The sequence below is a fragment of the Companilactobacillus miaonis genome (assembly GCF_036913615.1).
GTDB lineage: Bacteria > Bacillota > Bacilli > Lactobacillales > Lactobacillaceae > Companilactobacillus.
The window spans coordinates 135,356-150,742 of sequence record NZ_JAYKTX010000005.1; the positions used below are offsets into that span (position 1 = coordinate 135,356).

Here is a 15,387-nt window from a genome sequence, read left to right on the forward strand (position 1 = left end):
TATGCACAAAAATAGAGTAGATATTTTAGGTACACAATTTGATAATTTTACTGAAGATCAATTTCACCAACATTTGGATTACGATTTAGACGTTAACAAGAACCGTTTCATCGTCACTGCTAATCCTGAAATTGTTCTCGCTGCTAGAGAAGATAAAAAGTTCTTAAAGATCATCAACAGCGCTGATTACGTCGTTCCTGATGGAATTGGTATTATCAAAGGAGCTAATAGCTTAGGCACTCCTCTACCGGAACGTATCACCGGTTTTGATACCTTAAAATATTTGATTGATTCCGCTAATAAAAAACATTTAAAAGTTTATTTACTAGGTGCTAAACCAGAAGTCATCAGCGCCACTGCTAAAAAAATTGAGACCGATTATCCAAACGTCGATCTCGTCGGTTACCACGATGGTTATTTCAAAGAAGACCAACCAATCATTGACGAAATTGCTGAAAAGAAACCAAACATCGTCCTAGTTGCCCTTGGTTTTCCCAAACAAGAGTACTTCATCAACAAGTATCGCCAAAATGCTGATGCAATTTGGATCGGAGTTGGTGGTTCTTTCGATGTTTTCTCAGGTACTAAGAAACGCGCTCCAAAAATTTTCCAAAAACTCAGCCTTGAGTGGTTCTATCGTTTGATAACTGAACCAACTAGATTTGGCAGAATGTTGGCAATTCCAAAGTATATGAAACTTATTAATCAAGAAAAGAAAAATAGATAGATTTCGTTCTATTGAGGGTTCTGCTAAGTATGCCGTCCTCCGCACAATCCCTGTGATGAGCTGGAACGCTGCCGACGCTGAGTCATCACAGGGATTGTGCTCCGGACTGAATCTCAGTTTCTTATGTTATTTACTTTCTACACTTTTAGAAATAGTAATTCTATACACTAACAGTTGGAAAATATAAATTTTAAAGTAAAAAATATAAGCTCTATTATCCTTACACAAACAGTATATAGGATAATAGAGCTTATTTTATTGACTTAAATCAAAAGAAAAACACCTATTCATAGAACGCCAATTTGACTATAAAACAGTCCAACACATTCTTAGAATAGATGTCATATTAAATTTCAAAATTTATTCTGATAAAACAACATAGGAAAGGTTATCTAGTCTGGAGCAACAGCTCTGAGAAATGCTCAGCCGTCAAATTCTAGTTAGCGATTTATCGCTTACTAGAAGGCCGAGCTTGGAAATGCCGCGCACTTTGCGGTAGTTTCAAGTCGTGCCGACAGCGTTCCAGCGTTTCCCAGAGCTGTTGCGGAAGATGGCATCAAACCACCACCCAAACTACAGAACTAACGTAATTCAAAACTATCTTTCAACATCAATAGTATAAGGATCCTCGTTCATTCGTAAAAAGATTCGAGCATTGAATAGTGCGTAAGCTAGAATTGAAACGAAGTAGATACTTACTGATGGTGCTTCGATAACGTGTCCAGTCATCAAAGCCATTCCAAATCCTAAGGCCACACTAGCTACTAACATAGCCCACTTGATCGACCACATATCCTTGAATTTTCTTAAGAAAGTGCCAATCAAATAAATCAAACAATAGATTAATGGTGCTAAGAAAACGATTGTGCCGATGAATCCGAATTGGAAGAAAATATCGACGTAATCCATTTCAACTAACTTAGCGTCACGAACCTTTTTGAAACTAGTTGCGTAACCCATACCAAAGACTTTTTGTGGCAAGGTTGCCTTCTTGAAGTTTTGAGCAGCATTTTCAAAGTAGACTGTTCGACCACTGAATAAGTATGAAACGGTTTTGTTCGTTTTGACATACTTCTCTTGATCTTTAGTGATACCCTTTTTGGTCTTAGCTTTTTGCTTTTTATCTTGAATCATTTCCGTGTGCAACTCGGCAGTTCTTGAAACCGCCATTGCTGGGTAGGCTGCGATGATTCCTCCAAGCGTGATTACTAACAAAGCAATTACCCCGGCAAAATATTTTCTCCCGGAACGGTTCTTGAAAAATTGAATCACGCTAGCTAGAATACCCATGCACAAACTGAATAACAATGCTAGTAGTGAACCTTTAGTTCCTATTAGTAAAGCTGAGTAGACTGCTAAAACGATTGAGATCCAGTAATAAAGTCGTTGCCAGGCACTGATTTTTTTCAGTGCATACCAAATCATGATTGGGAAAGTGATTGAAACGATGGCACTTAGTTCGTTAGCCGCAAAGAACCAACCACTCTCACCCAATTTGTAATATGAGTATGAGCTGAAACTTGTATTAGTAAAGTGTGCGATCATCATGATGATACTGATAATATTGATCGCAATAAAAATCACTTTTGGAAAGAATCGATTGATAATACGATCTTCAGCCAATTCTTCAAAAGCATAGAAGTAAGCTAACAACATTATTGGGTAATACAAACTTTTTGCTAAAGTCGAAATTTCGAGTGATGTTACAAATAATGTCTTCGTCTTGTAATTAATTATCATACTGATAGCTGAAACTAATCCTAAAACGACAAAATAACCCATGATCATAAAACCATGTCGATTATCGCGATTCAGGACTAAGAAAAGTAATAGATAGAACACCGTAACCGCCATAACAGCCATACGAATCAATACCCCAAACGAAACATTCATATGTGCTTGAGTCATCAATCCAGTAACTGCATCTAGTACCGGTTGAAAGACGATGTACAACATTAAGAAAATGCTGTACTTTTTAATAAAACTTTGCATAGTGGTGACTCCCAGTTAAAGATTTAAAAACATGTTAAATAATATAGTACCCTAAATCAAAATTTAAAGATAATCATTGTTACATTAAAAAAAGATTATCTTTCGAGATAGAATTCAAAACGATCCCCTGCGTATTGTGAACGTACATATTCGAATGGACGCTCATCGTCGAGTGTCGTCACTTGTCTAACTCGTAAGATAGCAGAACCACGCTTAACATTCAAAAAGTTAGCAATTTTTTCTGAAGCTAAAATTGCGGAAACAGTTTGTGTAGCGTTACCCAACTTCAATCCTGCTTTATTTTCAAGTGCTTTATATAGAGAAGACGTAATGTCTTCCTTATTCAAAGACTTTACGATAGAAATTGGAATCGTAGCGACTTCGAAACAAATTGGTTGATTATCCGCATAACGGATTCTTTCCATTCGTAAAATTTGGTCGCCATCCGCCAACTTCAACTTTTCCATTTCACTAATTGAAGGATCAGCCACATGATAAGACACCGTCTTACTTGAAGGATGCTTTCCCTGACTTTCAGTGATCTCAGTAAAACTAGTTGTCCCTGACATTTTTTCCTGGACTTTACTACTTGCTACATAAGTTCCTGAACCGACTTGTCTTTGAAGGATTCCTTCATCAACTAAAGTTTGAATTGCCTGACGTAATGTCATTCTACTAACGTTAAAATCTTGCGAGAGCTGTCTTTCTGAAGGGATTCTTTCCCCGACGCTCCATTTGCCAGATTCGATTTCTTTTCGTATTTCATTGTGAATTTGTATATATACTGGTACCTTCATTTTAATTGGCACTCCTTTATGCGCATTACTTCCATTAATTATACAGTATTTCATATAAAAATTAAGAACTGCTCTAAAAATTAGAAAAATAAAAAGGCAAAATTCATATTCAGAATTTTGCCTTTTTCATTTATTGGGTTAGCTGGATTCGAACCAGCGCATGATGGAGTCAAAGTCCATTGCCTTACCGCTTGGCTATAACCCAATGAATGGAGGGGAGTGGATTCGAACCACCGAACCCGAAGGAGCGGATTTACAGTCCGCCGCGTTTAGCCAGACTTCGCTACCCCTCCATGAGTTGCTACGTCATTCATTCGACTTAATAATACTACCGAAAATTAATGGTCATTTCAAGGGGAAATTGAAAAAAATTATATTTTTGGTGGTGGAAGTTCTTTTTTTAGTTGTGATAGTATGCCGTCCTCCGCACAAGCCTTGTTATGAGCTGGAGAATGGCGACGCTATAATTTGGCGGCTGAGTCATCACAGGGCTTGTACTCCGGACTGAATTTCAGGTTTATTTTTATAGGTTTTCCATTTATTTAGAAATAGTTTTTCTATTCTTAATAGTCATCATGGTTTCTTATCTAATGTAAATTTAATTAAAACAAAAAGATATATCACTGAGAGAATTTTCAAAAGTTCATTAGAACTATTTTTGGTTTTAGTTCTTCATGATTTAGATTTATTTGAAATCAAATTGTTTTTCCAATTTAGGATTAAATATTTTTATGCGTTATAACGTATACTGTTAAAAAATTGCAAATAGAGGCTGCTTTCCCACTTCAAATCTACTGAAATAAAACTAAAAAGTTGTTATCTAGTCTGGAGCAACAGCTCTGAGAAATGCTCAGCCGTCAAATTCTAGTTAGCGATTTATCGCTTACTAGAAGACCGAGCTTGGAGACTTTTTCTGGTTTTGAAAAAGGCTTCAAGTCGTGCCGACAGCGTTCCAGCGTTTCTCAGAGCTGTTGCGGAAGACGGCATCCAATCACCCCCACTCAAAAAGAACCAAACAAAAAATACCTCGTCTACTATTCCTGAAAAGAAACAGTTAACGAGGTGTTTTTTCTTATTTTGACTGATTATGATAGTTCTTTTTGTTAAGAACCATTGTTCTATGCGGAATAGCTAAAACGCGTTCCGCAGGCCAGGACTTGGACATATAGCTACGCTTCCCAAATTGCCCGCAAAGTTCAGCGTGCAATTCGTGAAGCTAGGCTATCTGCCAAGTCCTAAGCGGGCCTGCTCCACGCTCTAATTTACTCCACCCATCAATTTCTTGATTCTAGGCACGAATAAAATCAATACTAATGCTGCTACTAGCGTTACGATTCCTGTAACGCCGAAGAACATCATTTCGTTTTGTGGGTTTCCTGGTACGAACAATTTAACTAATTGTGCATTGGCTGCTTGTCCGGCTGAGTCGGCTAAGAACCACATACTCATCATTTGGCCAGCGAAGGCTTTTGGTGCCAATTTTGTTGTGGCTGACAATCCAACTGGTGAGATCAACATTTCACCAATTTCGATGATTCCCCAACTTAATACTAGCCAAAGTGGACTAACTTTTCCGCCTGGTGCTAATCCCATCAATGGAATGATCAACACGAAGTATGAAATAGCCGTTGCAATTAGTCCCATCCAAAATTTAGATGGTGATGAAGGTTGGCGTTTGCCAAGTTTGATCCATAACCAAGCAAAGATTGGTGTATAGATGATGATGAAGAATGGATTTAACATTTGGAACTGTGATGGTGCCAAGTGGAATCCAGCAAAGTTCAATTGTGTTTGTTCTGCGGCAAACAATGCTAAAACAACTGAACCTTGTTCTTCAATTGCCCAGAAGATCATCGCAGCGATGAACAATGGGATGTAAGCAAGTACACGTGATCTTTCAATCTTAGTAACTTTCTTACTAGTTAGCATCATGATGAAGTATCCAACTGGTAATGCAATACCTAAAATACTGATGATCAAAATGATGTTATCAATTGTAAAGGCGTGTGCAAAAATCATAACAACCACGATTACAACGACTGCGACTAATGCAATAATTAGACGTCTGAAGAACTTACTACGCTCTTCATCAGTAATTGGATCGGGGGCTTGTAAGCTTTCTTTAGGAAGATACTTACGTCCGTCCCACCAGTAAACAATCAATCCAATAAACATACCAATAGCAGCTAATGAGAATCCCGCGTGGAAACTAATACCCTTCCACATAAATGTAACTGCTGGTGGCGCAAACAATGAACCTAAGTTGATACCCATGACATAAATACTGAATCCTGAATCACGTCTTGGATCCCCTTCAGTATACAATCCACCAACCATTTCGGATACGTTTGGCTTCAATAGTCCAGTACCTAGAACGATAAGTCCAATAGAAACGAATAAACCAGTTTCTCCAATTGGAAGTGACAAGACGATGTGACCAAACATAATGGCAACACCACCCCAGAAGACAGTTCTTCTGGCTCCCATGAATCTGTCACTGATAAATCCACCTAGCACACTAGACATATAGACTAATGAACCGTAAATGGACATAACAGAGGCTGCTGTTGTACGATCCATGCCCAAGCCGCCTTTAGTGACAGCATAATACATGTAATACAACAGAATGGCACGCATACCGTAATAACTGAATCTCTCCCAAAATTCAGTTAAGAACAGCGTACGCAACCCTTTAGGTTGACCGAAAAATCCTCGGTCTGCTTTCTTATCCATTAAAAATTTCTCCTCACATTACACAATGATGTATTAATATTAAACTTTTCAAAAACTCATGTCAAAGCGTTTTTAATAAAAAGTGTGGGATTGCTTTTATATCAACAAATAAAAATAAGAGCCTTTTAAGATAGGCTCTTATAAAGATTAACCATTGTGTTTGAATGCCATAGTTGCTGAAACCGCTTTTTGCCAACCATTATAGAGATCTAAGCGTTTCTTTTCTGACATCTTAGCGTGATAAACTTTCCCGACTTGATAATTCTTTTTGATATCATCTAAATCTTTCCAGAAACCAATTCCAAGACCCGCCATAAAGGCAACTCCTAATGAAGTAGTTTCCAATTCTGAAGCTTTTTGCAAGTCAATTCCTAAAATATCAGCCTGAAATTGCATCAAGTAGTCATTAGCCGTTGCTGCTCCATCAACCTTTAAGACCTCAATTGGTATCTTAGCGTCAGATCTCATCGTTTCAATAATATCTTTAGTCTGATAAGCGATTGCTTGCAGAGTTGCTTTGATAATGTCCTTGTCAGTCGTACCACGCGTCAAACCGAAAATTGTTCCGTGAGCTTGATTATCCCAATAAGGAGCACCTAAACCTGCAAAAGCTGGTACGACATAAACTTCATCCATATCAGTCGATTTTTTAGCAGCGTCAGAAGTCTCAGGAGTACTGTCGATCAAATCCATCTCATCCCTTAACCACTGTAAAGCCTCTCCAGCGACAAATACAGAGCCTTCTAGGGCATATTTGACCTCACCGTTAAGACTATAAGCAATTGTCGTCAAAAGGTTGTTATCCGACATTGCTGGCTTATTACCAGTGTTCATGACCGCAAAGGCACCAGTTCCATAAGTGTTCTTGACCATCCCCGGTTCAAATGCCATTTGTCCGAATAATGAAGCTTGTTGTGAACCCGTCATCCCGGAAATGGGAACCTCTGATCCATAAAATTGATAATTTTGTGTCACGCCAAAAATTTCTGAGTTAGATTTAACCTCTGGAAGCATTTTCTTAGGAATATTAAAGAGTTTTAATAAATCTTCATCCCACTGTAAAGTATTGATATTGAATAACATCGTTCGACTAGCATTAGCGGCATCGGTTAGGAAGCTTTCACCATCTGTCAATTTACACAATAACCATGTGTTGATTGTTCCAAACAAAAGTTCACCGTTCTCAGCTTTTTCTTGAGCGCCTTTGACGTGATCCAAGATCCAACGAATCTTCGTAGCTGAGAAATAAGGACTGATGATCAAACCAGTTTTTTGATGGATTTCTTCCTTATAGCCTTGTTTGATCAAATCATTAGCTAATTTAGCTGTTTGACGACTTTGCCAGACGATAGCGTTATAGATTGGCAAGCCAGTCTTCTTATCCCAAATGACGGTCGTTTCACGTTGACTGGCGATCCCGATTGCTTTGATCTGCTTGGGTTTGATTCCTGAATCGATCAGAGCAGTCGCAATCGTTGTTTGAACGGCATTCCAAATCTCATTTGGTTCGTGTTCGACCCAACCAGGGTTAGGCAATATTTGTCTGATGGGATGTCTGGCGATAGCAACTTGATTGCCTTCATGATCAAAAATAATCGCTCTAGCAGTAGTTGTTCCCTCATCAATCGCTAAAATGTATTCTTTATCCATTATTTACTCCCACACAACAAAAAAGGCGACGTTCGCCTTTTACTTAGTTGCTTTATGTTTAAATTTTCTCGTTGCACTGACAGCTTCTTTCCAACCTTCATAAAGAAAATCTGCGTGATCTTTTTCCATATCTGGCTCAAAAGTAGCTCCAGTAGCGTATTGTTGCTTGATATCTTCTAGATTATCCCAATAACCAACAGCTAGTCCAGCTAAAAATGCGGCACCTAAAGCAGTTGTTTCCAAATCCTTAGCACGTTGGACTGGAGTTTGCAGGATATCAGCTTGGAATTGCATCAAGTAACGGTTATTTGCGGCTCCACCGTCAACTTTCAAAGTTGGAATATCAATTCCAGTATCCTTTTTCATCGTTTCGATAACATCACGTGATTGGTAAGCAAGTGATTGCAAAGTAGCTTTGATAAAGTCATTTTTAGTCGTCCCACGAGTTAGACCAAAGACTGCCCCACGAGCATCCGCATCCCAATAAGGGGCACCTAAACCAGTAAAAGCAGGTACTACATAAACTTCATCTTGATCATTTGAGGCTAAAGCTGCTGCCTCTGATTCAGGCGCTGAGTCAACCAAGTTCATTGCATCACGTAACCACTGAATTGCTGAACCCGCCACGAAGATACTACCTTCCAAGGCGTAATAAACGCGATTATTGATACCATAAGCAATTGTCGTTAACAAATTATTGTCAGATAGTTGTGGCTTTTCGCCAGTGTTCATCACAATGAAAGCACCAGTTCCGTACGTGTTTTTAACCATTCCGGGTTCAAAAGCCATCTGTCCGAATAAGGCAGCTTGCTGATCACCGACCATTCCAGAAATTGGAACCTCAGAACCATAGAAGTGATAATCCTTAGTTTTAGCATAAACTTCTGAATTAGGACGAACTTCCGGCAACATTGCTTGCGGAATATTCAAGATTCTCAAAATATCTTTATCCCATTCCAATGAATGAATATTGAATAACATCGTCCGACTAGCATTCGAATAGTCCGTCACATGAGCAGCTCCACCAGATAATTTCCAGAGTAGCCAACTGTCGATAGTTCCAAAAAGCAATTCACCATCTTCAGCCCGCTTTTGTGCACCTTTGACGTGATCGAGAATCCAACGGATCTTTGTGGCTGAGAAGTAAGGATCAATCAGCAGACCAGTCTTTTCATGAATCATCTCACCGTATCCACGACCAGCTAATTTCTCCGCAATATCAGAAGTTTGTCGGCTTTGCCAAACGATAGCGTTATAAATTGGCAGACCAGTTTCTTTATCCCAAACGACAGTCGTTTCACGTTGATTAGTGATCCCGATTCCTTTGATTTGGTCCGGCTTGATACCAGATTCAATAAAGACATTGGCAATAGTAGATTGGACCGCATTCCAAATTTCATTAGCATCGTGTTCTACCCAACCCGGTTCCGGAAAGTATTGCGTAAATTCACGTTGAGCATCGGCAATTTTAGTTCCCTTTTGGTCGAAGATAATGGCCCGAGTACTCGTCGTTCCTTCATCGATCGCCATAATATATTCATTAGACATCGTTTCACCCCATTTTTTATGTAAACGTTTCATATCAGAATCTTATAACATCTACAGAATTTTGCAAATGTTTCAGTAAGATTTTTTATAATTTAGTTCTATTGAACTTTTTATTAGATTTTTTTGAACTAGTATTTGACCTTTCCACTAGCAAAAAGCCAATAAACAAAATAAAGGCCGCGATAGAAATCACCCAACCGAGTTTTAAGCCAGGAACTTGATAGTCCAAAGTAACTTGATGATTACCCTTCTTTAAATTAATTGCCATTAAGTCAGAAGCGACTTTATGAATTTTGACCGTTTTTCCATCAACACGGGCTCTCCAACCATCATCATATGGAATACTAAATAGCAAGGGAGCTTCTTGTTTAACATTAATCGTGCCTCTGACGGTATCGTGATTCAAGTCCGATTTAATATTGAGTGAATCCTTTTTAAATTTATCAGTCGTTAAATCAAATTTTCCCTGGTCAAGTGACTGAAAATAATTAGGATTCAAGCTCAAAGAACGCTTGGTCAGAATCTGTACCTTGACTTTTTGGTTCAATTTAAAAGTACCAAGCTTTAAAGTGGCACTCTTATAAACATTGATATCTTCTGGCCTTACCCGTTTATTATTGACATAAATTTTTTCTGTCGCAAAATTAAACGGCGTTACATTAAAGTATAACGGTCCACTTGCTCGAGTCGTCAACTGATAGGTATAGAGCTTCTTATGACCGACTGTAGACTGCTGCATACTCGTCAGCAAAACGTTTTTTAAGTATTCGGCACTACTACCATTTAGAGCTTGCCAAAGTCGATCTTGGTTGGATAATGCTTTACCTTGATGCATCTTAAAACTATAAATATCTTTATTCACCAAGAATCCTAAAGTTGGGGCATTATAGTTCTCCTCAACATAATACTGCTTGTCCCACTGGCGAACTCGGAAATAGACACCTAAAAGTGCATTGGTGATCTTTGTTCCACCAAAGGAATTGATTCGGCGAACATTTAAACTATAATACCCTAAATCTTGCATCATCTGTAATGTATCTTGATTTAAAGTCGAACTATAAAGACTTAGACCATTGATGTTGAATAAAATAGGATCATTGTAGTTGTTATATTTCTCCGGAAAGGCTCGATTCAAGCCTGACTTCGACACGATGATCCGATGTCCTAAATCACTGCGATCTTTGACCTCTTGTAAAATTTCATTCTCTTTATCGAATTCTTTTTGATAAATCGCTTGATCACCAAAATTAGCCGTTGCCATAACCGAAGTAAAATTAGCCGTCACTTCAAAAGCGACTACGAAGAATAGCAAAAAGCTATATTTGCGATTGTATTTCATCATCACCAAGAAAATGCCTGAAAACACAATGCATACCAAACTCAACCAGTAATAGTTAGTATTGATACTACTTAATTGATCAAATCCTAAATAACTAATCGTTTTAGGCAACAGCCATAACGTTAGGTAACCGATACTGATGAGAATTCCTGCTAGACAGCTACTTTTGATGATAGTTCCCGTCTCCGTTATAACGCCACTGTGATATGCTTTAGCCGCAATAAAAATACAAGCAAAGGAAAAGATAAAACTATTTCTAAAGGGAAAGCCAGCTGGATTTTGAAACATGTGCCACATCGTATTGAAAGTCGTCACGAACATGCTTACCAACAGGATTCCTAGTAGGAAAACTGAATTCTGCTTATCACGGTTGCCAACTTTTTTACTTAAGAAATAACTCAATAACAAAATCAACACCATCGACGTCATGAAAACCGATGGCCCATGTTCAAGCCGTTGACTGTAACTATTGCCACCAATTCCTAATTCGGTCAATGCTTCCAAGCCAAATTGAGCCGATGGCAAATAATTGAGCACATTAAAAGAAGTTTTGGCCGTCTTCAACATCCCTACGAGAGTCGGAATTAAAACTACTGCAGAATTTAAACCCGCCAAAATGGAGACAATTAGATAGTGGCGAATTACTAACCACTTGTCACGCTTTTGAAATAGCCGTTCTTCAAAAGCAATAAAGATAAAGAACCAAACTGAGAAAATACACAGCATATAGCCTAAATAATAATTAAAAATAATAGCGAAAAGAATTGAGAAATAATATAGTAAGTACTTTTGTTCCTTGATAACTTTCATCACACCGACTGCAACTAATGGCAACATGATCAAAGCATCTAACCACATCAAATCATAAAAGTATGAAGCAACGAATCCACAGAAACTATAAGCAATTGTGAATAACAAATTAACTGCATCGTATTTTTTAAAATATGATTTGAGGAAATATCCCATCGTGACACCCATAGTGGATATCTTGAGCATAATCAAAATATCAGCCGCCACAGGAATATTTCGAGGACTAAAAAATACTAACAAGAGATTAAACGGTGAAAGTAAGTAATAACTCATGACTGGGAAAAAGTTATCACCTAACGACTGACTAAATAGGTAAAAATGTAAATTTCCCGATACTAATTGCCGTCTAAGCTCCGTCAGAAAAGTTAAGTATTGTGTTCCTAAATCGCTACTCAAAAAATTATTAGTCCCAAAGGGAACTAAATTCGAATAAGCAAAAATCAACGACACGATCGCTAAATTAATCAAAAACGCACCAGAATAATAAAATAAACGACGTTTATTCATATTTTTTCTCCTTATCATCAAAATAATAAGAAAATTTACGGTATAAGTAAAATTATAAGCTGTCAAATACAAAAAAGGCTTGCTTACGCAAGCCCTTGTTTTGATCGTTTTTCATAAAATTTACCTCTGATTTGATTAGTTTAAATGGTTATTAGTTATCTGAATGTATTTTGAATGTGTTCGTTGTTATATCTTTATTAGTTTAAAAATCTTTTTGCATTACGGCTTCTGATTACCTTTGTGCAAACAGTTGCTAAAACTGAGACACCCGTAAGAACGAGAAAGGGATGTTTTTTCATATGCTTCACCTCGTTTTTTGTATAGCCATATTTGACTATGTATACATAATAGCTTGGTTGTATGAAAATACTTTTATCAAAATAAGAATAATTTATGAAGTTTAGTGTTTAACTTAAAATATCCATCACCATTTGACGTGCCAAAGCAAACTGATTGGTTTGCAACGTCGTAATTTTTTTGGCTTTTCTTTTTCTAAAATCATAAGTAAAAAATTGCAAGGGATTAACACATCCTCCAATAATTTCATTTTTTACAGGCGCAAAAAAATACTGCAACAGAGAATCAATCACTCCTCTATTACAGTATTCATGAACTATTTATCAGCTTTTTCCACAGCAGCTCCGGCCAAAGCACTGACATAGTTAACTGGCTTGTCATAGTTTGGTTGGAAGAGGAAGTCTACCATTGATAGTTCGTCAATCGTAACTTTCTTTTGAATTGCTAATGACAACAAGTTAGCTGATTGTGATACGTCGTACATACTTGTTAGAGCTCCACCTAGAACTTGTCTTGTTTCTGGATCCCAAACGAGATTCATCAAAACAGGAGTTGTACTCAACATGAATTCAGGACGGTAATTATCTTCTAAGCTGACTTCTTCAACTTTTTTACCTAATACATCAGCATGACTCTTAGTCAACCCACTAGCTGCGTATGTTCTACCAAATAATTCAACCGCTGAACTAGCTTGGGTCCCCATATATGCTACAGTATCCTTCTCGATATTTTTCCCAACTAAGATTCCTTGGCGAACTGAGTTTGTTGCTAAAGGAATGTATTGGTCATCACCCGTTGGATTGTAGTGGACACTTGCAGCATCCCCAGCAGAATAGACGTCTGGAATACTTGTGTGCATGTACTTGTCGACAATCAATGCCCCATTTGGTAGAGTCTTGAATTTGTCAGCAAACATCTTCGTATTAGGACGGAATCCAACACACATTACTGCAATATCAGCCTCATAAGTATTTTTATCTGTTTTTACAATTACACTATGATCTGTTTCTTCAAATGATTGTACTTTTTCGCTCAAGCCTAAAGTTACACCGTTGTCACGGTAATCTTTTTCAGCGATGGCAGACATATTTGGATCAAGGTTCTTAGCTAAAACGTCTGGCAAAGCATCGATCAAAGTAGTTTCTTTGCCTAGAGTTGCATACCCTTCAGCTAATTCAGCTCCGATATAACCGGCACCAATAACGATAGCACTCTTGATATTTTGAGCATTTTCTTTCAATTCATTAGCGTTAGTCCAGTTCTTGCAAAGCATTACTCGTTTTGAGTCGATACCAGGAATTGGAGGAATGATTGGTGCAGAACCAGTCGTGATCACTAACTTATCATAATCTTGTTCAAAAGTTTCCCCACTAGTTAAGTTCTTCACTGATAGTTTTTTGTTATCAAAGTCGATATCTGTTACATCATGTTTCATGTACATGTGTGCACCCAAATCACTCAATGCTTCTGGTGAAGCATAAAACATCTTATTAGGATCGGATACACGATCACTTACCCAAAGTGCAATCCCACATGATAGGAAAGATAAATTATCATTACGCTCAAAAACTGAAACTTCCCAGTCGGGATGTTCCTTTAAAATGTTCATTGCTGAAAAAGTTCCCGCATGAGTACAACCCACAATACTTACTTTCATAAATAGACACCATCCTTTTTTCTTATTATTATAATTTATTCACGAACTCATTGAAAGCGATTACGAAATATTTAAAAAAATATATTTAATTTATATATTTAACTTATAATCGCCAATAATTTCGTTTTTAAACCTCACAATTTTGAACTTTGTGTATTAATTATCAATAAAATCAAAAATTTTATGATACCGTTATTATCCACCTTTTTATAAAATTTGTACTATTAAAAATAAATAAATATTTTTTCCAAAAATGAATTTAATTGTTTAAACACATGTGGTATATTAGTAACTGTGAAAGGGGTAACGATATGCAAGTGCAATTCCTTCCTTTTTAACTCTTAATGAAAGGTTTGCGATACACATCCTCATATCGTAACCTTACTAAGCTTACTACGCATGATCAACAAGAATTGCCCCCCTCAATCAATTCTTGTTAAATCAAAATGCGTTCCCATTACAATAATTTACTTTGAATGCTTTCATTAATTAACAAATCCCTCTCTATTTGACAAACATGGAAACCTCACAAGCATTCATATCGTACCCCCGACACTACTGGTGATGCCGCTATCAATTTAGCGCAAAAAACAAGCTCGTCCCCCCAAGATGAGCTGTTTTTTTTTGCTTAAATTTCATTATTTATACGAATAAAAGCAATTAATTAATTCCATTTAATCACGATATTATTTATCAATTGCAAATTTTCTTACTAATTAATTGACCACCTATTTTCGATCCAATTTAATGACATTTTATAAAAATAACTATACTTTTTATTAATTAAATATAAACATTGTGATATTAAAAACAAACAAATTTTTTTACAAAAACTGAATACATATGTTTAAACACATGATGTATATTTATAACTGTGAAAGGGATAAAGATATGAATCCAATGTGATTCCTCCTTTATTACTCTTAATAACAGTTGTGATACATCCTCATATTACAACCAATATCTAATCAAATTACTAAAAATAAGTTGTCCCCCCTCAAGCAACCTACTTTTGATAATTAATTCCATTACATAATTTACTTTGAATGCTTTCCACTTAATAAAAAATCCTTCTATTTGACTATTGGAAACTCATTACAAATAAATTTGTATCTATTATCCCCGACACTACTGGTAATGCTGCTACAGTGTAGCAAAAGACAAGCTCATCCCCCCTCAGATGAGCTTCTTTTTTTGCCTTTTTTATGCCTATTTCGAAAAAAATGTCAATTTATCCGAATTAATTTTTATTTTAATTTTCAATAAAAATTTTTTTCTATTTTGGATTAACATGTTTAAACATATGTGCTATATTTATAACTGTGAAAGG

General features: G+C 36.9%; 9 protein-coding genes and 2 tRNA genes. 1 reads left to right on the forward strand and 10 read right to left on the reverse strand.

Features of this window, described 5'->3' with window-relative positions:
- Position 1: 1 nt before the first annotated feature.
- Positions 2-727 (forward strand): WecB/TagA/CpsF family glycosyltransferase, encoded by a 726-nt coding sequence (locus U8521_RS05710; protein WP_334352131.1) that lies wholly within the window; start codon positions 2-4, stop codon positions 725-727.
- Between the two features lie 597 nt (positions 728-1,324).
- Here U8521_RS05710 and U8521_RS05715 read toward each other — a convergent pair.
- From U8521_RS05715 to U8521_RS05760, 10 genes are all read right to left on the reverse strand, one after another.
- Positions 1,325-2,719, reverse strand: coding sequence for an O-antigen ligase family protein (locus U8521_RS05715; protein WP_334352132.1), 1,395 nt, complete (start codon positions 2,717-2,719; stop codon positions 1,325-1,327).
- 95 nt (positions 2,720-2,814) lie between these two features.
- Positions 2,815-3,516 (reverse strand): GntR family transcriptional regulator, encoded by a 702-nt coding sequence (locus U8521_RS05720; protein ID WP_334332165.1) that lies wholly within the window; start codon positions 3,514-3,516, stop codon positions 2,815-2,817.
- A 133-nt stretch (positions 3,517-3,649) separates the two neighbouring features.
- Positions 3,650-3,721, reverse strand: a tRNA-Gln gene (locus U8521_RS05725).
- A gap of 5 nt (positions 3,722-3,726) precedes the next feature.
- Positions 3,727-3,809, reverse strand: a tRNA-Tyr gene (locus U8521_RS05730).
- 964 nt (positions 3,810-4,773) lie between these two features.
- Positions 4,774-6,249 carry a peptide MFS transporter gene (locus U8521_RS05735; RefSeq protein WP_334352133.1) on the reverse strand — a complete coding sequence of 492 codons (1,476 nt, stop codon included), beginning with the start codon at positions 6,247-6,249 and terminating at the stop codon, positions 4,774-4,776.
- Positions 6,250-6,396: 147 nt separating this feature from the next.
- The gene (glpK, locus tag U8521_RS05740) at positions 6,397-7,899 is read right to left on the reverse strand and encodes a glycerol kinase GlpK (RefSeq protein ID WP_334352134.1); all 1,503 of its coding nucleotides are present in this window, start codon (positions 7,897-7,899) and stop codon (positions 6,397-6,399) included.
- Positions 7,900-7,938: 39 nt separating this feature from the next.
- Positions 7,939-9,447, reverse strand: coding sequence for a glycerol kinase GlpK (glpK, locus tag U8521_RS05745; protein WP_334332162.1), 1,509 nt, complete (start codon positions 9,445-9,447; stop codon positions 7,939-7,941).
- Between the two features lie 85 nt (positions 9,448-9,532).
- Positions 9,533-12,103 carry a YfhO family protein gene (locus U8521_RS05750; RefSeq protein WP_334352136.1) on the reverse strand — a complete coding sequence of 857 codons (2,571 nt, stop codon included), beginning with the start codon at positions 12,101-12,103 and terminating at the stop codon, positions 9,533-9,535.
- A gap of 407 nt (positions 12,104-12,510) precedes the next feature.
- Positions 12,511-12,693, reverse strand: coding sequence for a pemK family growth inhibitor (locus tag U8521_RS05755; protein WP_334352137.1), 183 nt, complete (start codon positions 12,691-12,693; stop codon positions 12,511-12,513).
- Positions 12,694-12,716: 23 nt separating this feature from the next.
- Complete coding sequence (locus U8521_RS05760) at positions 12,717-14,057, reverse strand: FAD-dependent oxidoreductase (protein WP_334332159.1); 1,341 nt, start codon at positions 14,055-14,057, stop codon at positions 12,717-12,719.
- Between the last annotated feature and the right edge of the window lie 1,330 nt (positions 14,058-15,387).